Origin of the sequence: Streptomyces herbicida, from assembly GCF_032656585.1 — a bacterium.
Classification (GTDB): domain Bacteria; phylum Actinomycetota; class Actinomycetes; order Streptomycetales; family Streptomycetaceae; genus Streptomyces; species Streptomyces herbicida.
In genome coordinates, this window is sequence record NZ_JAUYWJ010000028.1 from 112,439 (window position 1) to 135,071 (window position 22,633).

General features: G+C 71.5%; 13 protein-coding genes. 10 read left to right on the top strand and 3 right to left on the bottom strand.

The features are described from left to right. Window positions 1-50: 50 nt before the first annotated feature. Window positions 51-1,295, bottom strand: a complete 1,245-nt coding sequence (locus tag Q8A52_RS41230; protein ID WP_408649343.1) for a L,D-transpeptidase — start codon at window positions 1,293-1,295, stop codon at window positions 51-53. A 165-nt stretch (window positions 1,296-1,460) separates the two neighbouring features. Further along, entirely contained in the window at window positions 1,461-2,693 is a 1,233-nt protein-coding gene (locus Q8A52_RS41235; RefSeq protein ID WP_316761820.1) for a L,D-transpeptidase, read from the bottom strand. A gap of 227 nt (window positions 2,694-2,920) precedes the next feature. Here Q8A52_RS41235 and glgX point away from each other — a divergent pair, with 227 nt between their 5' ends. The 8 genes from glgX (at window position 2,921) to Q8A52_RS41275 (ending at window position 17,512) form a co-directional block, all read left to right on the top strand. After that, the gene (gene glgX, locus Q8A52_RS41240; protein WP_316761821.1) at window positions 2,921-5,176 is read left to right on the top strand and encodes a glycogen debranching protein GlgX; all 2,256 of its coding nucleotides are present in this window, start codon (window positions 2,921-2,923) and stop codon (window positions 5,174-5,176) included. A gap of 130 nt (window positions 5,177-5,306) precedes the next feature. Continuing rightward, window positions 5,307-7,136, top strand: a complete 1,830-nt coding sequence (locus tag Q8A52_RS41245) for an ABC transporter ATP-binding protein (protein WP_316761823.1) — start codon at window positions 5,307-5,309, stop codon at window positions 7,134-7,136. Continuing rightward, window positions 7,133-9,022 carry an ABC transporter ATP-binding protein gene (locus tag Q8A52_RS41250; protein ID WP_316761825.1) on the top strand — a complete coding sequence of 630 codons (1,890 nt, stop codon included), beginning with the start codon at window positions 7,133-7,135 and terminating at the stop codon, window positions 9,020-9,022. Before Q8A52_RS41245 ends, Q8A52_RS41250 begins: the two co-directional genes overlap by 4 nt. 22 nt (window positions 9,023-9,044) lie before the next feature. Next, on the top strand, window positions 9,045-10,751 hold the full coding sequence (locus Q8A52_RS41255) for an ABC transporter ATP-binding protein (RefSeq protein ID WP_316761828.1): 1,707 nt from the start codon (window positions 9,045-9,047) through the stop codon (window positions 10,749-10,751). Next, a complete protein-coding gene (locus Q8A52_RS41260; protein WP_316761835.1) occupies window positions 10,748-12,526 on the top strand; it encodes an ABC transporter ATP-binding protein in 1,779 nt (592 codons plus the stop codon). The genes Q8A52_RS41255 and Q8A52_RS41260 overlap by 4 nt, the downstream gene beginning before the upstream one ends. Window positions 12,527-12,984: 458 nt before the next feature. Further along, a complete protein-coding gene (locus tag Q8A52_RS41265) occupies window positions 12,985-15,027 on the top strand; it encodes a M4 family metallopeptidase (protein WP_316761836.1) in 2,043 nt (680 codons plus the stop codon). A gap of 242 nt (window positions 15,028-15,269) precedes the next feature. After that, entirely contained in the window at window positions 15,270-16,928 is a 1,659-nt protein-coding gene (locus Q8A52_RS41270) for a M4 family metallopeptidase (RefSeq protein ID WP_316761838.1), read from the top strand. Between the two features lie 71 nt (window positions 16,929-16,999). Beyond that, entirely contained in the window at window positions 17,000-17,512 is a 513-nt protein-coding gene (locus Q8A52_RS41275; protein WP_316761840.1) for a DUF1990 domain-containing protein, read from the top strand. A gap of 76 nt (window positions 17,513-17,588) precedes the next feature. Here Q8A52_RS41275 and Q8A52_RS41280 read toward each other — a convergent pair whose 3' ends face one another. Continuing rightward, window positions 17,589-20,207 (bottom strand): glycosyltransferase family 1 protein, encoded by a 2,619-nt coding sequence (locus Q8A52_RS41280; protein ID WP_316761842.1) that lies wholly within the window; start codon window positions 20,205-20,207, stop codon window positions 17,589-17,591. A gap of 240 nt (window positions 20,208-20,447) precedes the next feature. On the opposite strand from Q8A52_RS41280, the gene Q8A52_RS41285 reads away from it, so the two are divergent. Both Q8A52_RS41285 and Q8A52_RS41290 read left to right on the top strand, forming a co-directional pair. Then, entirely contained in the window at window positions 20,448-21,650 is a 1,203-nt protein-coding gene (locus tag Q8A52_RS41285; protein ID WP_316761844.1) for a S8 family peptidase, read from the top strand. Window positions 21,651-21,865: 215 nt separating this feature from the next. Beyond that, window positions 21,866-22,633 (top strand): maltotransferase domain-containing protein (locus Q8A52_RS41290; protein ID WP_316761846.1); only part of this gene is annotated, 768 nt, incomplete at its 3' end.

A 22,633-nucleotide genomic window follows, 5' to 3' on the forward strand; every position in this document is an offset into this window, starting at 1 on the left:
GAACGGCCCGGTGCCGTCCGTCACAGCACCGGGCCCTTGGTCGGACAGTCCTACGACTTCCACTTCTCCCAGGACATGTTCCAGCCGTTGAGGCCGTTGCCCGGCGCCACGGTGTCGTCGTGGGAGTTCTTGACGACCACCACGTCGCCGATCATCGAGTGGTTGAAGAACCAGGCCGCCGGGACGCTCTTGCTCCAGCCGCCGCGCACGTCGCGCAGGCCCACGCAGCCGTGGCTGGCGTTGAAGTTGCCGAAGGCGCCGCCGCCCCAGTAGTTGCCGTGGACGAAGGTGCCCGAGTCGGTCAGGCGGATGGCGTGCGGGACGTCCTTGATGTCGTACTCGCCGCCGTAGCCGACGGTCTCGCCGTTCATCCGGGTCACCGTGAGCTTCTCGCTCATGACCATCTGGCCGTTCCAGGTGTCGTAGCCGGGCTTGCCGGTGGTGACGGGGATGGTCTTGATGACCTTGCCGTCCTGGGTGACCTTCATCGTGTGCTTCTTGGCGTCCACGATGGAGACCTGGTTGCGGCCGATGGTGAACTTCACCGTCTTGGCCTGCTTGCCGTAGACCCCGGGGCGGCCCTCGACGCCGTCGAGGTTGAGGTCGACGGTGACCTTCGTGCCTTCCGCCCAGTACTTCTCGGGACGGAAGTCCAGGCGGTCGTTGCCGAACCAGTGGCCCTCGACGTCGACGGCCGGCTCGGTCTTGACGGTGATGGCCTTCTCGACGTCCTCGGGGTGCGTGATGCCCCGGGTGAAGCGGATGGAGAACGGCATACCGACACCGACGGTGGAGCCGTCCTCGGGAGTGAAGGAGCCGGCAAAGGTGTTCTGCGGCGTCAGGGTGGTGAAGCTGGAGTCCTCGGCCGCCTCGCGGCCCGCGGAGTCCTTGGCGACCGCGTGCACCGTGTACTTGGTGGAGGCGGCCAGGTGGGACGAGGGCGTCCAGGTGGCGCCCCCGTCGGTTATCTCGCCGGCTATTTCGGCGCCCTTGGCGTCCTTGACCTCGACCTGGGTCAACTTGCCCTTGCCGGCGCTCACCTTGAGAGCCCCGCTGGTCTTCACCGACTTCGCGCCGTCCTTGGGCGCGATGCTGACGACGGCTTCGGACTGCTTGCCCTGCTGCGTCGCGCCGTCCTTGCCCTTCCCGTCACCGGAGCCGGAACCCGAGTCCGTTCCTCCCCCGCCGCACGCGGTCACGGCCATGAGCAGGACGCCGGCTATCAGCACCGGCATCCCCTTCCGGCCCCGCCCCCGCGCGTCAACCGACGCCCCCGATATCGGCCGCACGTTCACGTTCTCTCCCCTCGCGGGGCCTGGTCAGGCCCGCTCCCCGGCGCGTCCCGCGCACACACTGGCGCATATTAACCGCAGGGTTTTGAGCTTCGCGTCAGTCAAAGGTCACCGTTCCGTCGCAACTTCGGTCGTCCGTCGTCACCCCGAATCTGGTCCCCCTCCTGGTTACTTGACCGCGCTGCCCGCCTTCCACTCATTCCACCCCATGTTCCACCCTCCGAGCCCATTGTCGGGAGAGACCTTTTTGTCATTGCTGTTGACGACTTCGACGACGTCCCCGATCAGGGTGCGGTCGAAGAACCAGCCCGCGGGCGTGTCCGAGCTGCCGCCCTTGATGTCCATCAGGCCCACGCAGCCGTGGCTGACATTGGTGTTCCCGAAGGCGTCCCCCGCCCAGTAATTGCCGTGCAGGAAGGTCCCGGAGTCGGTGAGCTTCATGGCGTGCGGGACGTCGGGGATGTCGTACTCGCCGCCGAAGCCGACCGTGCGGCTGTTCATGCGGGTGACCTCGAGCATCTCCATCACCACCATCTTCCCGTTGTAGGTGGTGGTCTTGGGGGCGCCCGCGGTGATGGGCACAGTGGTGAGCAGCCGGCCGTCGCGCTTGACCTCCATGGTGTGCGCGGCCGCGTCCACCAGCGAGACCTGGCTGCGGCCGATGGTGAAGGTCACCGTCTTGTACTGGAGTCCGTAGACGCCGCGCGCCCCCTCGACGTCGCGCAGCCGCAGCTCGACGGTGACCCGGGTGCCGGGCTTCCAGTACTGCTGGGGGCGGAAGTCGAGGCGGTCCTCGCCGAACCAGTGCGGGCTGATCTCGACGGGGGGCCTGGCCGTGACGCGGACGGCGCGTTCAACGGCGGCGCGGTTCTCGATCGGCCGGTTGAAGGCCAGGGAGACGATCATTCCGGTGCCGACGGTCGAGCGGTTCTCGGGGGTCACGTACCCGATGAACCGCTCGCCGGGGACGTACGTCGTGAAGGTGGCGTGCCGGGCCGAGCGGCGCCCGTGCCCGTCCAGCGCCACCGCGTCGACGGTGTATTTGGCGGCGAGCGCCAGGTTCCGTTCGTCGGGTTTCCAGGTCCTGCCGTCGTCGGTGATGTGCCCGGCCACCGGGGTGTCCTGGGCGTCCTGGACCCTGACCACGCTCACCGACTCGAGTCGCCCGTCGGACACCCGCACCCGCAGCGGCTCGCCGGAGCGGACGGCCTTGCTGCCGTCGTCCGGGGAGATGCGGATGATGTCCGCGGCTGCCGGGGGTTTGCCGAAGATCCGGTCGAGGGCGTCGCCGCCCGAGCCGTCCCCGGTGCAGCCGGCGGCTCCCGCCAGCAGTCCTGCCCATGTCAGTACGGCGGCCAGCACGGCCCCCGCGCGCCGTGCGCGCCCTTGTGCATACCTCACGAGCGGCTCAACGACCGGCCCGCCCTGGGGAAACGTGAGTGCGACGCAAGCGGTGGGCAGAACAGTGGGAGGACGACGCGATGGGGAGCCGCGCCCGTGAGCCGCGGGGACGCCGGTGCCAGGGCAGTCGTGCGCGCAGCGGGCCCGCGGGGCCGGGCGCGGCGGCCGCCCCGGCGCTGGCTGAGAGCGCTCCGGAGGCGAACGAGCCGACACAAAGGGGCCGCAAGGTGACGAGCGCAGCCGAGCAGCAGACAGTGGCCCAGGAGCGGGCCCTCGACGGCGGCCGCCCGGCCTCCGCCGTGAACGGCGCCGAGCGCGCCACTGCGCCCACTCCACCCGTTCGGCCGGGCGCGCCCATGCCGCTGGGCGCCCGCTTCCGGGCGGGCCCGGACGGGGTGGCGGGCACCAACTTCGCGTTGTGGGCGGCCGGGGCGGAAGCGGTCCAGCTGTGTCTGTTCGACGAAGGGGGCCGCGAGACGCGGGTGCGGCTGACCGAGCTGACGCACGAGATCTGGCACGGCTTCGTGCCGGGTGTGATGCCCGGGCAGCGCTACGGCTACCGGGTGGACGGCCGCTGGGACCCGTGGATCGGTGCCCGCTGGAACCCGGCGAAGCTGCTCCTCGACCCGTACGCGCGCGCGGTGGACGGCGAGTTCAGCCTGCCGCCGGAGGTGTACGGGCATGTCCGCGACTGGCCCGAACAGCATGTCGCGGACACCGTGCGCGACGACCGGGACTCGGCGCCGTACGTCCCCAAGGGCGTGGTCGTCCATGATGACGCCACCGACGACGAATGGATGGACGACCGCCGCCCCAAGACGCCGTGGGCCGACTCGGTCATCTACGAGCTGCATGTGCGCGGCTTCACGCAACTGCACCCGGACATCCCGCCCGAGCTGCGCGGCACGTACGCGGGCCTGGCGCACCCGGCGGCGATCGAGCACCTGGTGAAGCTGGGCGTCACGGCGGTGGAGCTGCTCCCCGTGCACCAGTTCGCCCACGAGGACCATCTGCTGCGCCGCGGTCTGAAGAACTACTGGGGCTACAACTCCATCGGATACTTCGCCCCGCACGCGGCCTACGCGGCCTCCGGTACGACGGGCCAGCAGGTCGGCGAGTTCAAGCGGATGGTCCGGGCCCTGCACGCCGCGGGCATCGAGGTCATCCTCGACGTGGTCTACAACCACACCGCGGAGGCGGGCGAACTGGGCCCGACGCTCTCCCTCAAGGGCATCGACAACCGCGGCTACTACCGCCTCCAGGACGACGCCCGCCGCTACGCCGACTACACCGGCTGCGGCAACACGCTGCACGTGGTCCAGCCGCAGGTCCTTCGTCTGATCACCGACTCGCTGCGCTACTGGGTGACGGAGATGGGCGTGGACGGCTTCCGCTTCGACCTCGCGGCTGCGCTGGCGCGCTCCATGCACGACGTCGACATGCTCTCCCCCTTCCTCGCGGTGATCGCCCAGGACCCGGTGCTGCGCCGGGTGAAGCTGATCGCCGAACCCTGGGACATCGGCTCCGGCGGCTACCAGGTGGGGGCCTTCCCCCCGCTCTGGACGGAGTGGAACGACCGCTACCGCAACGCGATCCGCGACTTCTGGCGCGGCGCGCTCCCCGACGTGCGCGACCTCGGCTACCGGCTCTCCGGCTCCAGCGACCTGTACGCCTGGGGCGGCCGCCGCCCCTACGCCTCGGTCAACTTCATCACCGCCCACGACGGTTTCACCCTGCGCGACCTGGTCTCCTACGAGGGCAAGCACAACGAGGCGAACGGCGAGAACAACCGGGACGGCTCCCACGACAACCGCTCCTGGAACTGCGGGGCGGAGGGAGAGACGGGCGAGGAGCGGGTCCGTGCGCTGCGCCGCCGTCAGCTGCGCAATCTGCTGACCACGCTGCTGCTCTCGACCGGCGTGCCGATGCTGGTGGCGGGCGACGAGCTGGGCCGCACGCAACGCGGCAACAACAACGCGTACTGCCAGGACAACGAGATCAGCTGGCTGGACTGGACCCTCCTGGACGACCCGGCCTGGCGCCCCCTGTTCGACCTGACCTCCCGTCTCATCGCCCTGCGCCACCGCCACCCGGTCCTGCGCCGCCGCGCCTTCTTCTCCGGCCGCGCCCACTCGGCGGACGGCCTGCGGGACCTGGCCTGGTTCACGGCACGCGGCGAGGAGATGACCGAGGGAGACTGGTACGCCCCCGCCGCCACGCTCGGCATGTACCTCTCCGGCCGGGACATACCGGGCCGCGACGAACAGGGCGACCCCATCACCGACGACAGCTTCCTCACCCTCCTGCACGCGGGCGACCGCCCGGCGAGCTTCGTACTGCCGGGCGCACCCTGGGCGGAGCGCTACGAGGTGGTCGTCGACACGTCCCGGGAGGAGCAGGTCGAGGCACCGGGGGTGGTGCACCGGGCTGGGGCGGCGATCACGGTGCCGGCCCGGGCGGTGCTGTTGCTGAAGGTGGGCTGAGGGTCCGCCCACTCCGCCCCGCTCCTCCCGTACGACCCCTCGAACACGCTGGTCGTAGGACCAGCGGCCGATACCGGTCCGGCCAAAACTCGGTGGGCGTTGTCAGTGGCGATCCGTAGGCTCGCGAGTGATGCCCACGACACGTGCAACCACCAGCGATCGTTCGACTGTACGCATCCTGTTGCGGCTGTGGCCGTACGTCCGGCCGGTGCGGGTGCGGCTGTTCACCGCCGCGTTCGTCGCGGTCGTCGCCTCCTGTCTGGGGCTGGTGATCCCGCTCGTCCTGAAGTGGATGGTGGACGGGCCGGTGGCCGACCGCGATCCCGGCGGGGTGTGGCTCGGTGCGCTGTATCTGCTGCTGCTCGGGATCGCGGAGGCGGGGCTGTTCGGGCTGCGGCGCTGGCTGGTCGCGCGGCCGCTGTCGAACGTCGAGGCGCAGATGCGGGCGGGTCTGTACCGGCATCTGCAGCGGCTGCCGGTGGCCTTCCACGACCGGTGGGCCTCCGGCCAGCTGCTCTCGCGGGCCACGACCGATCTGATGCTGCTGCGTATGTTCCTCGCCTTTCCGCTGACGTTCCTCCTGGTCAACGGGGTGACGATCCTCGTCGGCGTGGTCATCATGCTGCAGCAGGACTGGACCCTGGGACTGGTCGTCCTGGGTCCCGCCGTGCCCGTGATGTGGACCTGCGTCGTCTTCGAACGGCGGTACGCGGAAGTGGCCCGGCTCGCCCAGGACCAGGTCGGCGACCTGACGACGGTCGTCGAGGAGAGCGTGCTCGGGATCCGGATCATCAAGGGGTTCGGCCGGCACCGCAGCCAGGCGCGGGTGTTCCGCACGCTGTCGTGGACGCTGCGGGGCACGGAGCTGCGCAAGGCCCGGCTGCTGGCGACCATCTGGGGCGTCATCGTGACGCTGCCGGAGCTGGCGATCGGCGCGGCGCTGGTGCTGGGGGCCGTACAGGTGGCGGACGGCGACCTGTCGACGGGGACCCTGGTCGCGTTTCTGAGTACGGCACTTGCGCTGCGCTGGCCCGTGGACTCCATCGGCTTCCTGCTGGCGATGACCCAGGAGGCGGCGACCGCGACGGAGCGGTACTTCGAGGTGATGGACGCCCGGCCGGAGGACCCGGGAGTCACCGCGCGGACCGGGAGACCGGCGCCCGCACGGACCGGTCTGCGGTTCGACGGCGTCACGTTCCGCTACCCCGACGCCCCGCCCGGCTCCCCGCCCGTCCTCGACCGCATCGACCTCCACATCCGCCCCGGCGAGTCCATGGCGCTGGTCGGGGCCACGGGCAGCGGCAAGACCACGCTCACCGCGCTCGTCCCCCGGCTGCACGAGGTGACCTCCGGGCGGATCACCCTGGACGGCGAGGACATCACCGCGATGTCGCGCGAGGAACTGCGCTCCAAGGTGGCGGTCGCCTTCGAGGAGCCCACGCTGTTCTCGGCGAGCGTCGGGGAGAACGTGCTCATGGGGGCCGACGACGGCGCCGGTGCGCCGGAGCTGGAGCGGGCGCTCGCCGTCGCGCAGGCCGAGTTCGCGCACGGGCTGCCGCAGGGGACGCGGACACAGGTCGGCGAGCAGGGGCTGAGCCTGTCCGGCGGGCAGCGGCAGCGGCTGGCGCTCGCCCGGGCCGTCGTCGGCCGGCCCGGGTTCCTGGTCCTCGACGACCCGCTGTCCGCGCTCGACGTGCACACCGAGGCCGCCGTGGAGGCCGCGCTGCGGCAGGTCCTCGCGGACACCACCGCGCTCATCGTGGCCCACCGGCCCTCCACGGTGCTGCTCGCCGACCGCGTCGCCCTGCTCTCCGAGGGCCGGATCACCGCGGTCGGCACCCACCACGAACTGCTGCGCACGAACGCCGAATACGCCCACCTGATGTCGGGCGACCGGACGAGGGAGCCGGTCGGCGATCCGGGCGGGCAGCCGACCGAGGAAGCGGAGGACGACCGATGACCGCCCCCACCACCTCCACCTCCACCTCCACCTCCGCCTCTGCCGGCCCCGCGACCGGAGACGAGGGCGAACTCCTCCGCCCGCCCGACGGTACCGACCCCTTCGACCGCGACGTCCTGCCCACCCGGCCCGGTGCCACGGCCGCCCTGCTGCGGTCGCTGCTCGCCCCGTTGAAGGCCCGCGTCGCCGTCACCACCCTTCTGCTGCTGCTCCAGCAGGCGGCCGTCCAGGCGGGCCCGCTCCTGGTGGCGTACGCCATCGACCGCGCCGTACCGGCGTTCAGGGACCACGACCACGGTCCGCTGATCGCGGTGGCCGTCGCCTACGGGCTGTGCGCGCTGGTCTCCGGCGTGCTCCAGTTCGCGTTCATCGAGGTCTCCGCGCGCGTCAACCAGGACGTGCTGCTCGACCTGCGCGGCCGGATCTTCCGGCACGCCCAGGCGCTGAGCGTCGACTTCCACGAGCGATACACGAGCGGTCGCCTGATCTCCCGCTCCACCACGGACGTCGAGTCGCTGCGGGAGCTGCTCAGCGAGGGGCTCCAGGAACTGGTCACCGTCGTCCTGTCGTTCGTCTACATCTCGGCGATGCTGCTCTGGCTCGACCTCGGCCTGGGCGCGGTCGCGGTGGCCTCGTTCGTGCCGCTGTACCTCCTCGTACGGCTCTACCAGCGGCGCGCGGGACGGGTGTTCACGGCGCGGTCCACGGCGATCGCGGCCGTGATCGTGAAGTTCGTGGAGACCATGAACGGCATCCGGCCGGTGCGCACCTTCCGCCGGGAGGCCGTGAACGACGCCGACTTCCGCGTCCTGAACCGGCGGCACGAACGCACCAACGGCGACGCCATGCTGGAGATGGCCCGCTATGTGGTCGGCTCCCGGCTGGTCGCCAACACGGCGGTCGCGGTGATCGTGCTGTGGGGCGCCGACCGGGTGGCGTCCGGCTCGCTGGAACTCGGTGTGCTCGCGGCCGCGGTGCTGTATCTGCGGCGGCTGTACGACCCGATCGACCGGCTCGGCATGTTCCTCAACTCGTACCAGTCGGCGGCCGCCTCCCTGGAGAAGATCGCCGGGCTGCTGGCCCAGACCCCGTCCGTGCCGGAACCGTCCGCTCCCAAGGAGCTCCCCGCGCTCGAGACGGCGGACCACCCCGGCCGCGAGGTCGTCTTCGACGGCGTGCGGTTCGCCTACCGCACCGGCGGCGAGGTGCTCCCCCGCTTCGACCTCACGCTCCCGGCCGGGCAGACGGTCGCGGTCGTCGGCTCGACCGGCGCGGGCAAGTCGACACTGGCCAAGCTGCTCGCCCGCTTCTACGACCCGTCCGACGGCCGGGTCCTGCTCGACGGCGTCGACCTGCGCGAGCTGGCCGTGCCCGAACTGCGGCGCGGGGTGGTCATGGTGACGCAGGAGGCTTTCCTGTTCTCCGGCACGGTCGCCGAGAACATCGCGATCGGGCGGCCGGACGCGAGCCGTGCGGAGATCGAGCGGGCGGCGAAGGCGATCGGCGCCCACGAGTTCATCAGCGCGCTGCCCGACGGGTACGACACGGACGTACGCAAGCGGGGCGGCCGCATCTCCGCGGGACAGCGCCAACTGGTCGCCTTCGCAAGGGCCTTGCTCGCCGACCCGGCGGTGCTGATCCTCGACGAGGCGACCAGCTCGCTGGACGTCCCCGGCGAGCGGGCGGTGCAGCGCGCGATGTCGACGGTGCTGCGGGGCCGTACGGCCGTGGTGATCGCACACCGGCTGTCGACCGTGGAGATCGCCGACCGGGTACTGGTGATGGAGCACGGGCGGATCGTCGAGGACGGCCCGCCGGACGAACTGATCGCCGGCACGGGCCGGTTCGCCGATCTGCACCGAGCGTGGCGGGACAGTCTGGCGTAGCAGGCGGAAACGGGGGCTGAGGATGATCGACGCGTACGGGGATCCGGGGACGCCCGACTGCCGTGGCGGCCGGCACTACCTGTGGTGGCTGGTGCTGCGGCAGCCGGGCCGGTCGCTCTGCGGGGCGCTGCTGGCCAGCGTCTGGATGGTGCTGATGGCGACGGCGCCCTATCTGATGTCCCGGGCGGTCGACGACGGGCTGGTGCCGGGGCATCTGGGCCGACTGGCCCGGTGGACGCTGGTGCTGTTCCTGGTCGGGGCCGTCAACTCATGGGTGAGCATCATGCGGCACCGCACCATGACACGGGTGCGGATGGACGCCAACTTCCGCACGGTCAAGGTGGTCGTCGGGCAGGCCGTGCGGCTGGGTGCCGCGCTGCCGCGCCGGGCCGGGGCCGGGGAGGTCGTCACGATCGGTGTCGGCGACGTGCAGACCATCGCCCAGTCGCTGACCGTCGTCGGGCCCGGGGTGGGCGCCGTGGTCGTCTACGCGGTGGTGGCCGGGGTGCTGCTGTCGATCTCGGCGCCGCTGGCCGCGGTGGTGCTGCTCGGGGTGCCGGTGATCGTGCTGGTCGCCGGGCCGCTGACGGTGCGGTTGCAGGGTGAGGAGACCGAGTACCGGGAGCGGCAGGGCGTGCTGACCGCACGCATCGGCGATCTCGCGGGCGGGCTGCGTGTCCTCAACGGCCTCGGCGGGAAGGGGCTGTTCGCGGACGCCTTCCGACGGGACTCGCAGCGGCTGCGGGCGCAGGGCTACCGGGTCGGCGCGGTGGCCAGCTGGGTGCAGGCGCTCGGGGTGGGGCTGCCGACGCTGTTCCTGGCGGTGGTGACCTGGCTGGGGGCCCGGCTGGCGGCCCAGGGGGAGCTCACCATCGGCGAGTTGGTGTCGGTGTACGGCTATGTGGCCGTGCTGGTGGGACCGGTGGCGTTCTTCCTGGAGATGGGCTATCAGCTCAGCCGTGGCGTGGTGGCCGCGCGCCGGGTCGTACGGCTGCTGCGGCTGGAGCCGGAGCCGGACGGCGGCACGCTGTCCGCGCCCGCGGAACCGGCGGCGCTGCACGACCCCGAGTCGGGGGTGCGGGTGCTGCCGGGGCGGCTCACCGCCCTGGTCGGCGCCCGCCCCGCCGACGCCGCCGCGGTGGTCGACCGCCTCGGCAGGTACGCGCCGTCGGCCGCCACCTGGGGCGAGGTACGGCTCGACGCGATCCCGCTGGCCGAGGTGCGGGCGCGGATCCTGGTCGCCGACAACGAGGCCGACCTGTTCGCGGGACCGCTGCGTGAGGTGGTGAGCGGGCACCGGGAGTGCGACGAGGCGACCGTCGGGCGGGCGGTGCACGCGGCGGCCGCCGACGACATCGTGCAGGGGCTGCCGGACGGTCTGGACTCGGCCGTGGCCGCCCAGGGCCGCAGCCTCTCCGGGGGCCAGCGGCAGCGGGTGCGGCTGGTGCGGGCGCTGCTGGCCGACCCGGAGGTGCTGCTCGCCGTGGAACCCACCTCGGCCCTGGACGCCCACACGGAGTCCACGGTCGGCCACCGGCTGCGCGCGGCTCGTGCGGGCCGTACGACCGTGGTGACCACCACCTCCCCGCTGGTCCTGGACCGCGCGGACACCGTCCACTACCTGGTCGACGGCAAGGTCGCGGCGAGCGGCACGCACCGTGGGCTGCTGGAGTACGAGCCCGGCTACCGGGCGCTGGTGGCACGGGACACGCAGGAGGTCGTACGGTGACGCGGCCTGCCGCGGGTCAACTGCCCGTCGCCGAACGGGCCGACGTACGCCGGGCGGCCGTCCGGCTGGTGAAGGCCGACAGCGGGTCCTTCGCCGCAGTACTGGCACTGAACGCGCTGGCCGCCGGGGCCGGTCTGGCCGGGCCGTGGCTGCTCGGGCGGATCGTGGACGAGGTGCGTGCCGGGCATGGGACCGGGGCCGTGGACCGGCTGGCGCTGTGGATCCTGGCGTGCGCGCTGGCCCAGCTGCTGCTGGCCCGCTGGGCCCGGTACGTGGGCCACCGCTTCGGGGAGCGGACCCTGGCCCGGGTCCGCGAGGAGTTCGTCGACCGGGCGCTGGCGCTGCCGGCGTCCGTGGTGGAGCGGGCCGGCGCCGGTGATCTGACCGCGCGCGGCACCGCCGACGTGGGCGCGGTGGGCGCCACGCTGCGGGACATCGGGCCCGAGCTGCTGGTCTGCTCGGTGCAGGCGCTGTTCGTGCTGGGCGCGGTGTTCGTGCTCGACCCGCTGCTCGGGCTCTTCGGAGTGCTCGGGCTGACGCCGATCTGGTTCGCCCTGCGCTGGTATCTGCGCCGGGCCCGGGACGGGTACCTGGCCGAGGGCGCGGCCACCTCGCAGGTCGCGGAGATCCTCGCGGCGACCGCATCCGGGGCTCGTACGGTGGAGGCGTTCCGGCTCCGGGCGCGGCGGACCGCGGCGAGCCGGGACGCGCTGGAGACGGCCCGCAGGACCCGACTGCACACGTTGTATCTGCGGACCGTGTTCTTCCCCGCGGTCGAGGTGTCGTACACGGTGCCGGTGGCCGGGGTGCTGCTGATCGGCGGGGTGCTGCATGCGCACGGGCGGGTGGGCCTGGGTGCGGTGGTGGCGGCCGCGCTGTATCTGCGGCAGTTCACCGAGCCGCTGGACCAGATCCTGATGCGGGTGGAGCAACTGCAGAGCAGCGGAGCCTCGTTCGCCCGGGTGGAGGGGCTGGCGCGGGCCCCGCGTGCGGAGGAGGACGGTGGATCGCCGGCTCCGTCGGACGACCGGATCGACGTGTGCGGTGTGCGGTACGCCTACGAGCGCGGCGGCGAGGTGCTGCGCGGGGTCGATCTGACGGTGCGGCCCGGGGAGCGGCTCGCCGTGGTGGGCCCCTCCGGCGCGGGCAAGACGACGCTGAGCCGGCTGCTCGCGGGCGTCGACGCGCCGGGCGCGGGCACGGTGACGGTGGGCGGGGTGCCGATCGCCTCGCTCGAGCCGGAACGGCTGCGCCGCCAGGTGGTGCTGGTCACCCAGGAGCACCATGTCTTCCTCGGTACGGTCCGCGACAACCTGCTGATCGCCGAACCGTCCGCCACGGACGAGGAGTTGTGGACGGCGCTGACGGCGGTGGGCGCCGAGGACTGGGTGAGCGAACTTCCGGATGGCCTCAACACCGCGCTCGCTACGGGTAGTTGCTCCCCCGACGGCTCGCAGGCCCAGCAACTCGCTCTCGCCCGTGTGGTGCTGGCCGACCCGCACACCCTGATCCTGGACGAGGCCACGGCCCTGCTGGACCCGACGACCGCCCGGCACACCGAGCGCGCCCTGGCCGCCGTGCTCGAGGGCCGCACGGTCATCGCCATCGCCCACCGCCTGCACACCGCCCACGACGCCGACCGGGTGGCGGTGATGGAGGACGGCCGCCTCACCGAACTCGGCACACACGAAGCCCTGGTGGCGGCGGATGGCGCATATGCGGCCCTGTGGCGAACGTGGCACGGGGACGCCCCTGGTCCCACGGCGCGCCGTTGACGTGCGCACACGCCGTGTCCGGCACGTAGAGCAAGGGCTCCAACCGGACGAGGCCGGTGGCGTGCGGCCCGACGAGGTTCCCCGACAGCCCCTCCCCGAACTCCCGCCGGTCCAGCCGGTCCGGCGCAGCACCCACGACGGCTGTCCGGCGACTCCGACGAGCTGCCCCCGCGCTTCTGGTCATACCCCGGACCAACAGTCCGCATAGCGAACATGAACATCCGGTCAACGGACCATTTCCGGCCAAATTTCTGACGCGGTCCTGACAGATGGCTTGATCCCCTGTCACTCTTCCCACGGCCGACTCACAGCAACCCCACAGATACATCTGCTCTGCACGAGCCGGCCCCGCACAGGCACATGGTTCCGCGTTACGCCCTGTTCTGCCCGGACGCCCCAACCCACCGTCCGGATCTCCCCTGGCCGCGCGACCCGCGGCCATGCAGAAGGAGTCAGTGTTGAGAAGCAGTTCCTCTCGCGGACGCACCTCCCACACCATGCACCGCCGCACCGCAGCCGTCGCCCTCGCGGGCGTCACCGCGCTGATCGCCGCCGCCGTCCAGTCCGGCGCCGCCAGCGCCGCCCCGGCGGCCCAGGCCCCGTCGGCCAAGGGCAACCCGGCCCACTCGGCCGTCCGGCTCACCCCCTCGCAGCGCGCCGAACTGATCCGCGACGCCGGTGCCGCCAAGGCGGACACCGCCAAGGCGATAGGACTCGGGTCGAAGGAGCAGCTCGTCGCCCGTGACGTCGTCAAGGACGCCGACGGTACCCTCCACACCCGCTACGAGCGCACCTACGCGGGCCTCCCGGTCCTCGGCGGCGACCTGATCGTCGACACCGCGAAATCGGGTGCGACCCAGCGCGTCATCAAGGCCACCGACGCCACCATCAAGGTCGCCGGCCTCACCCCGAGCGTCACGAAGGCGGCCGCCGAGCGGCAGGCCGTCAAGCGCGCCCAGGCCCTCGGCGGCACCCGGTCCACCGCCGACAGCGCCCGCAAGGTGATCTGGGCGGCCACCGGCAGGCCCGTCCTCGCGTACGAGACCGTCGTCGGCGGACTGCAGGACGACGGCACCCCGAACCAGCTGCACGTCATCACCGACGCCGCCACCGGCAAGAAGCTCTACGAGTACCAGGGCATCGAGACCGGCGTCGGCAACACGCAGTACAGCGGCCAGGTCACGCTCACCACCACCCAGTCCGGGTCGAACTACACCCTCACCGACGGGGCGCGCGGCGGCCACAAGACGTACAACCTCAACCACGGCACGTCCGGCACCGGCACGCTGTTCTCGCAGACCAACGACACATGGGGCAACGGCACCACGTCGAACGCCGCCACCGCGGGCGCGGATGCGCACTACGGCGCCGCCCTCACCTGGGACTACTACAAGTCCGTCTTCGGCCGCACCGGCATCAAGAACAACGGCGTGGGTGCGTACTCCCGGGTGCACTACGGCAACTCGTACGTCAACGCGTTCTGGGACGACACCTGCTTCTGCATGACCTACGGGGACGGGTCCGGCAACAACGACCCGCTGACCTCCATCGACGTGGCCGGTCACGAGATGAGCCACGGTGTCACCTCCAACACCGCGCGCCTCAACTACAGCGGCGAATCCGGCGGTCTCAACGAGGCGACCTCCGACATCATGGCCGCCGGCGTGGAGTTCTACGCCAACAACTCCTCCGACGTCGGCGACTACCTCGTCGGCGAGAAGATCGACATCAACGGCGACGGCACCCCGCTGCGCTACATGGACAAGCCCAGCAAGGACGGCGCATCCAAGGACAGCTGGTACTCCGGGCTCGGCGGCATCGACGTGCACTACTCGTCGGGCCCCGCCAACCACTTCTTCTACCTGCTGAGCGAGGGCAGCGGCGCCAAGGTCGTCAACGGCGTCAGCTACAACTCGCCCACGGCGGACGGGCTTCCGGTCACCGGCATCGGCCGGGACAAGGCGCTGCAGATCTGGTACCGGGCGCTGACCACCAAGTGGACGTCCACCACCAACTACGCGGGCGCCCGCACCGGCACCCTCGCGGCGGCGGGTGAGCTGTACGGCACCACCAGCACCGAGTACAAGGCGGTGCAGGACGCCTGGGCGGCCGTGGCGGTCGGCTCGCGGTCCGGTGGCGGGGGCGGCGGCGGTACGTCGTACGAGAACACCTCGCCCGTCTCGATCCCGGACAACGGGCCCGCGGTCACCTCGAACATCACCGTCTCCGGCAGGACCGGCAACGCGCCGAACAACCTCCAGGTGACGGTCGACATCACGCACACCTGGCGCGGTGACCTGGTGATCGACCTGGTCGGCCCGTCGGGCGCCTCGTACCGGCTGAAGAACTTCAGCTCGTCCGACTCGGCGGACAACGTGAACGAGACCTACACGGTCAACGCCTCCTCCGAATCGGCCAATGGCACCTGGAAGTTGAAGGTCCAGGACCAGGCGGCGTACGACGTCGGAACGATCAACAGCTGGAAGCTGACGTTCCCGTAAACCGCACGTCACGGGCTCGTCGACAGGGCGCCGTCCGGGAGGTTCGACTCCCCCGGGCGGCGCCCGTTTTACATGGCTGCAACATTTACCGGACAGCCGGTTTTCGGCCAACATCACTTCAGGGTCCTGACATGTACGCGTCCCTGATGTCACTCTTCCCTCACCCGCCGCACAGCACAGCAACTTCCTACTCCGGCCAGTAACCCCACGCTGCCCGGACTCCCCCACGAGAAGGAGCTTGAGTGAGCCCCCTCTACGCGCGTCACAAGCGCACCACTCTGGCCATCGCCACCGCTGTCGCGGCCGGAGCCCTGATCTCCACTGGTCTGACCACCAGTGCCTCCGCGCAGACCCCGACCGGGTCCGCCTCCGCCAAGCCCCTCGCCGCCGCCCCGACCGCGCTGTCGGCCGCGGCCCGCACCACCCTGGTCCGGCAGGCTCAGGCCGGCGCCGCCGAGACCGCCCGGAACATAGGCCTCGGCGCCAAGGAGAAGCTGGTCGTCAAGGACGTCGTGAAGGACGTCGACGGCACCGTCCACACCCGCTACGAGCGCACCTACGCGGGCCTCCCGGTGCTCGGTGGCGACCTGGTCGTCCACACCTCCAAGGCGGGCAAGGCCGAAGGCGTCACCAGAGCCACGAAGAGCGCCATCAAGGTGGCGTCGCTCAAGCCGCAGATCGCCGCCGCCAAGGCCGAGAAGCAGGCGCTGACCGCCGCCAAGTCCCTGGGCTCCGCCAAGACCTCCGCCGACGGCGCGCGCAAGGTCATCTGGGCCGGCTCCGGCAAGCCCGTCCTCGCCTACGAGACGATCGTCGGCGGCCTCCAGGACGACGGCACCCCGAACCGCCTGCACGTCGTCACCGACGCGGCCACCGGAAAGAAGCTCTTCGAGTACCAGGGCATCGAGACGGGCACCGGCAAGAGCCTCTACTCCGGCACCGTCAGCCTGAACACCACCCTGTCGGGCTCGACGTACCAGCTGTACGACACCACGCGCGGCGGCCACAAGACGTACAACAAGAAGCACAGCAGCAGCACGTCCCAGGGCACGCTGTTCACCGACTCGGACGACACCTGGGGCACCGGTACGGCCTCCAGCTCCACGGCCGACCAGACCGCGGCCGTCGACGCCGCGTACGGCGCCCAGGTGACCTGGGACTTCTACAAGAACACGTTCGGCCGCAGCGGAATCAAGAACAACGGCGTCGCCGCGTACTCGCGCGTCCACTACGGCAACGCGTACGTCAACGCGTTCTGGGACGACGACTGCTTCTGCATGACCTACGGCGACGGCGAGACCAACAACCACCCGCTGACCTCGCTGGACGTGGCCGGCCACGAGATGAGCCACGGCGTCACCTCCAACACCGCGGGCCTGGAGTACAGCGGCGAGTCCGGCGGTCTGAACGAGGCGACCTCGGACATCTTCGGCACGGGCGTGGAGTTCTACGCAAACAACTCGTCCGACCCGGGTGACTACCTCATCGGCGAGAAGATCGACATCAACGGCGACGGCACCCCGCTGCGCTACATGGACAAGCCCAGCAAGGACGGCGGCTCGGCGGACTACTGGTCCTCGTCGGTCGGCAACCTGGACGTCCACTACTCGTCCGGTGTCGCGAACCACTTCTTCTACCTGCTGAGCGAGGGCAGCGGCAGCAAGACGATCAACGGCGTCACCTACAACTCGCCGACCTCCAACGGCTCCACCGTCACCGGCATCGGCCGCGCCAAGGCGCTGCAGATCTGGTACAAGGCGCTGACGACGTACTTCACGTCGACGACCAACTACAAGTCGGCCCGCACGGGGACGCTGAGCGCGGCCTCCGCGCTGTACGGCTCGAGCAGCACCGAGTACAAGGCGGTGGCGGCGGCCTGGTCCGCGGTCAACGTCAGCTAGTCACCTCGTAGTCGACAGGAGCGGCCCCCGGGACGAAGGCATCCCCGGGGGCCGTCCTACTCTTGGGAGCCATGTCCTTCACCTACGAGCCGGTAGGCGCGACCCGCGAGAACCTCACCGTCTGCCCGCCCGGCTTCCACCCCCTGCACGTGCGCACGCGCATCGGCGAGGGCGAGGAGGTGTTCCAACGGGCGGCCGAGGCGGTGCTGACCTGGGAGATGCACCGCGCCATGGGCGTCGGCCTGGATGCCACGGCCGAGCGTGCGGCCCCCGACGTGGACGTCACGGTCACCCTCGCCGGCCTGATCAAGGCCCCCTGCCGCATCATCTGGACGGTCGAGGAACCCCGCCGCGCCGGCTGGGCCTACGGCACCCTGGCCGGCCACCCCGAATGCGGCGAGGAGGCCTTCGTGGTGGACCGCACGGGAGACGGCACGGTGTGGCTGACGGTCGCCGCGTTCAGCCGCGCCCAGAAGTGGTACGCCCGCGCGGGCGGGGCGGCGACCCGGGGGCTGCAGCATGCGTATGCGCGGCGGTGCGGGGTGGTCCTGCGGCGGCTGTGCGCCGAGGCCGCGGCGGACTGACCGCGCCCTTCGGCCGGACGGCGGCACAACCCAAGCCGCCGGCTCGGCGGACTCCAGGAGCCCGCCGAGCCGATCACTAGCGCATCAGCACTCCCGACCCTTCCACGACCTCCTCCGACGGTACCGCGACCAGGCCCAACTCGGCGCCGGACGCGAGTAGTTGGTGGGCAGGAAGGATGCGGACCGTGTAGCCGTAGGGACCGGTGCGGTCGAGGGACAGGGGGCCCTCGTAGAGCCAGCGGCCCTCCAGGTCGGCGCCTCCCGCCGGCTTCAGCGGGACCGTCGTCGCGTCGGTGATGCGGTCCTCCGAGTCGACGCGGCCGGAGACCACCTGCACCTCGACGTCGTCCGGCCCGAGGTCGCCGAGGGCCACGCGCACGCGCAGACCCAGCGTCGTACCCAGCTCCGCCGTGGCCGTGGCGGCCGTCGTCTCCACGTGGTCGACCGTCACCCCGTGCCAGGCGGCGCGCACCCGCGACTTCCAGCGGGCCAGTTCGCCGGCCGAGTCCGGGGTCAGGGCCCGGTTGGCCTGGGCGGCGGGGGTGTAGAGCCGCTCGACGTACTCCCGGACCATGCGGCCCGCCAGCACCTTCGGGCCAAGGAGCGTCAGCGTCTGGCGGACCATCTCGATCCAACGGTCGGGCAGGCCCGCCTGGCCGCGCTCGTAGAAGCGGGGGGTCACCCGCTGTTCGAGGAGGTCGTAGAGGGCGGCGGCCTCGATGTCGTCGCGGTGGTCGGGGTCCGTGCCCGCGCCGTCCGCCGTCGGGATCGCCCAGCCGAAGTCCGGCTGGAACCACTCGTCCCACCAGCCGTCCAGGACGGAGAGGTTGAGGCAGCCGTTCAGGGCCGCCTTCATGCCGCTCGTGCCGCAGGCCTCCAGCGGGCGCAGGGGGTTGTTCAGCCAGATGTCGCAGCCGGGGTACAGCTTCTGCGCCATCGCCATCCCGTAGTCCGGGAGGAAGACGATGCGGTGGCGCACGCGCGGGTCGTCGGCGAAGCGGACCAGTTCCTGGACGAGCCGCTTGCCGCCGTCGTCCGCGGGGTGCGCCTTGCCCGCGACCACGATCTGGATCGGGCGTTCGGGATGCAGCAGCAGGTCCATCAGCCGGTCGCGGTCGCGCAGCATGAGGGTCAGGCGCTTGTACGACGGGACCCGGCGGGCGAACCCGATGGTCAGCACATCGGGGTCCAGGACGCCGTCGATCCAGCCCAACTCGGCCGTTCCCGCGCCGCGTTGCCGCCAGGAGGCGCGCAGCCGCTCCCGCACCTCCACGACCAGCTGCTCGCGCAGATTGCGCCGCAGCTCCCAGATCTCCTGGTCCGGGATGCCCGCGACCACGTCCCAGCGCTCCGCGCCGCCGGCCGACAGCTCGTCCTCGGTGCGCTCGGCACCGAGCTGGCGGGCGCCGAGGCTGAACACCTCCGGGGCGACCCAGGTGGGGGCGTGCACACCGTTGGTGACGGAGGTGATCGGCACCTCGTCGGGGTCGAATCCCGGCCACAGTCCCGAGAACATCTCACGGCTGACGTTCCCGTGCAGCAGGGAGACGCCGTTGGCGCGCTGGGCCAGCCTGAGGCCCATCACGGCCATGTTGAAGAGGTTGGGCTCGCCGCCCGGGTAGGTCTCCATGCCGAGCCGCAGGATGTGCTCGACGTCGATGCGCGGCAGTTCGGCGCCGGGGCCGAAGTGGCGGGCGACCAGCTCCCGGTCGAAACGGTCGATGCCGGCCGGGACGGGCGTGTGCGTGGTGAACACGGTCCCGGCGCGGACGGCTTCCAGTCCCGCGTCGAAGTCCAGTCCCTGGTCGCACAGTTCGGCGATGCGCTCGAGACCCAGGAAGCCGGCGTGACCCTCGTTGGTGTGGAAGACCTCGGGCTCCGGGTGGCCGGTGAGCCCGCAGTACGTCCGTACGGCCCGCACACCTCCTATGCCGAGCAGCATCTCCTGCAGCAGCCGGTGCTCGCTGCCACCGCCGTAGAGCCGGTCGGTGACGCCGCGTTCGCCGAGGTCGTTCTCCTCGACGTCCGAGTCGAGCATCAGCAGGGGGACCCGGCCGACCTGGGCCAGCCAGATCCGGGCGTGCAGCTGCCGGCCGCCGGGCAGGGCGAGGGAGACCTGGGCGGGGGTGCCGTCGGCCTCCTTCAGGAGCGCCACGGGCAGCTCGTTGGGGTCGAGCACCGGGTAGTGCTCCTGCTGCCAGCCGTCCCGGGAGAGGGTCTGCCGGAAGTAGCCGTGCCGGTAGAGGAGGCCGACCCCGATCAGCGGTACGCCGAGGTCGCTGGCGGCCTTCAGATGGTCACCGGCGAGGATGCCGAGGCCGCCGGAGTACTGGGGCAGGGCCGCCGTGATGCCGAACTCCGGGGAGAAGTAGGCGACGGCGGCGGGCAGTTCGGCGGACTGGGTCTGGTACCAGCGGTCGCCGGTCACATAGTCGTTCAGGTCGTCGGCGACCGCGGTCAGGCGGCGCAGGAAACGGCGGTCCTCGGCGAGCTCGGCGAGCCGCCCGGGGCGCACACTGCCCAGGAGGCGGACCGGGTCGCCCTCCGAGGCGGCCCAGCGTTCGGGGTCGACGGACTGGAAGAGTTCGCGCGTTTCCGCATGCCAGGACCAGCGCAGATTGCGCGCCAGGTCGCTCAGCGGCCGTAGGGGTTCGGGGAGCACGGGACGGACGGTGAACCGACGGATCGCCTTCACATTCCACCTCGGCGCGTTCGCTGGATGGACGCACGGCACTGTGCGTCCGGTCACGCAGAACGGTACCGGTGTTGCCCTGAGCCCCGCTGGGGCCTTCACCCTCAAACTTCGCCCTCAAACACCGGAACGGCCGAACGGCGCGAACCGGCGGTATGGCCGATTCTGCGCACCCAGGCGTCCTTGTGGCGCTCCGCCCCGCACGAGACGCTGCCACTGGAGTTGAGGAGGGGAACTCGGACCATGGCACGGACGCGAACCGGGCGTCTGCGCCGGGCGGGAGGCCTGACCGCGGCCGTCACGGCCGCGGTGCTCTCGGCCGCCACCCTGCCCGCGCACGCCGCACCGGAGGGAAGCATACGTGGCGCCGACGAGCCCGGCTCCGTCGGCGGAAGCTATCTGGTGACCCTGAGGAAGGGGATCGATACCCCGTCGGACGCGGGAAAGAGCCTCACCGCGAAGTACGGGGTCAAAATAAGCCATACCTACGGCAGTGTCCTCAACGGCTACGCCGTCAAGGCCAATGAGAGACAGGCGCGGCTGCTCGCCGCCGACTCCCGGGTCGCCTCGGTCGCCCAGGACGGCCGCGTGGCGCTGGACCGCACCCAGAACAGTCCGCCGTCGTGGGGCCTGGACCGCATAGACCAGCGGAACCTGCCGCTCGACAAGCGCTACGCCTGGCCGGACTCCGGGGGCGCCGGAGTGACGGTGTACGTGATCGACACCGGCATCCGGATCACCCACCGCGACTTCGGCGGACGGGCGAGCTACGGCTGGGACTTCGTCGGCGGCGACCGGATCGCCGGGGACGGCAACGGGCACGGCACCCATGTCGCCGGGACCATCGCCGGGACCAGGTACGGCGTCGCCAAGAAGGCCAAGGTCGTCGCCGTGCGCGTACTGGACGACGCGGGCTCGGGCACCATCGCCCGGGTCATCGCCGGCATCGACTGGGTGACCCGGCACGCGCACAAGCCCGCGGTCGCCAACCTCAGCCTGGGCGGCAACCACAACGACCAGCTCGACGCCGCCGTCCGCGCCTCCGTCGCATCCGGCGTCACCTACACCGTCGCGGCGGGCAACGACGGTCTTCCGGCCGGTCTTTACTCTCCCGGCGACGTGCCGGAGGCGATCACGGTCGGCGCCACGGACCGGACGGACACGCGGGCCGCCTTCTCCAACTTCGGTGCCGCACTGGACCTGTTCGCGCCGGGGGTCTCGATCACCTCGGCGTCCCGGACGAGCGACACCGGGCGGGCGACCTACTCCGGCACCTCGATGGCAGCCCCGCACGCGGCGGGCGCGGCCGCTCTCTATCTGGCCGATCACCGCGGAGCCACCCCGGCTCAGGTCGCCAAGGCCCTGGTGGGACGTGCGGCGACCGGCAAGGTGTCCGGCGGCGGACCTGGCTCCCCGGACAAACTCCTGCAGGCTCCGCCGCCGTGATGGCAGAGTGTCGCCACCGGCCCCGTTCTCACCGGACGGGGCCGGTCTTGTGCGTAGACATACGCGTGAGTAGTTAACAAAGTGCCGGATTGCTCACCCGAATAGGGTGGGAAGGCTCCTCCGGTACACCCCGCAGACGCACCACAGGTACACCCGCAGGACCCACCTCCCCACATCCATCCGCCACACCCACGTTGACGCGGACAGGAGCGGTCATGCCCGCCAAGCACCACTCGTCAGCACCCCCGACAAGCAGCCGGAACAGCACGAAGGGCACTGCCGGCGCGGCCGCCGGCACAGCGGCCGCCCTGCCCCCGCCCGTACACCCGGCCGACTCCGGCACCCCGTCGCAGGAGCAGTCCTCCACGGGCGGGGGCACCGTGATCGGCCGCATACCCGTCCTCGACGTCCGCCCGGCCGTCCAGCGCGGATCCAGGCCCGCCAAGGCGGTCACTGGAGAGACGTTCGAGGTTTCGGCCACGGTGTTCCGAGAGGGGCACGACGCCGTCGCCGCCAATGTCGTACTGCGGGACCCCGAGGGCCGCTCCGGCGCGTGGACGCCGATGCGTGAACTCGCCCCGGGCACCGACCGCTGGGGCGCGGACGTCACCGCGGGCGCACCCGGGCACTGGACGTACACGGTGGAGGCGTGGGGAGATCCGGTCACCACCTGGCGCCACCACGCGCAGATCAAGATCCCGGCGGGGATGGACACCGAGCTCGTGCTGGAGGAGGGTGCCCGGCTGTACGAGCGGGCGGCCGCCACGGTGCCGAAGCGCGACGGGCAACGGGACGTCCTGCTCACCGCGGTGGACGCCCTGCGGAACGAGGGCCGGCCGGCCGCCTGGCGCCTTGCGGCGGCGTTGGCGCCGGAGGTGGACGAGGTGCTGGCGCGCTATCCGCTGCGGGAGCTGGTGACCGCGTCCGAGCCGATGCCGCTGCTGGTGGAGCGCGAACGCGCGCTGTACGGCTCGTGGTACGAG

Coding starts and splice junctions, on each gene's coding strand:
- Q8A52_RS41250 (WP_316761825.1), top strand. CDS start 7,133: ATGACCGCCCCCACCACCTCCACCTCCACCTCCACCTCCGCCTCTGCC.
- Q8A52_RS41255 (WP_316761828.1), top strand. CDS start 9,045: ATGATCGACGCGTACGGGGATCCGGGGACGCCCGACTGCCGTGGCGGC.
- Q8A52_RS41275 (WP_316761840.1), top strand. CDS start 17,000: ATGTCCTTCACCTACGAGCCGGTAGGCGCGACCCGCGAGAACCTCACC.
- Q8A52_RS41285 (WP_316761844.1), top strand. CDS start 20,448: ATGGCACGGACGCGAACCGGGCGTCTGCGCCGGGCGGGAGGCCTGACC.
- Q8A52_RS41245 (WP_316761823.1), top strand. CDS start 5,307: ATGCCCACGACACGTGCAACCACCAGCGATCGTTCGACTGTACGCATC.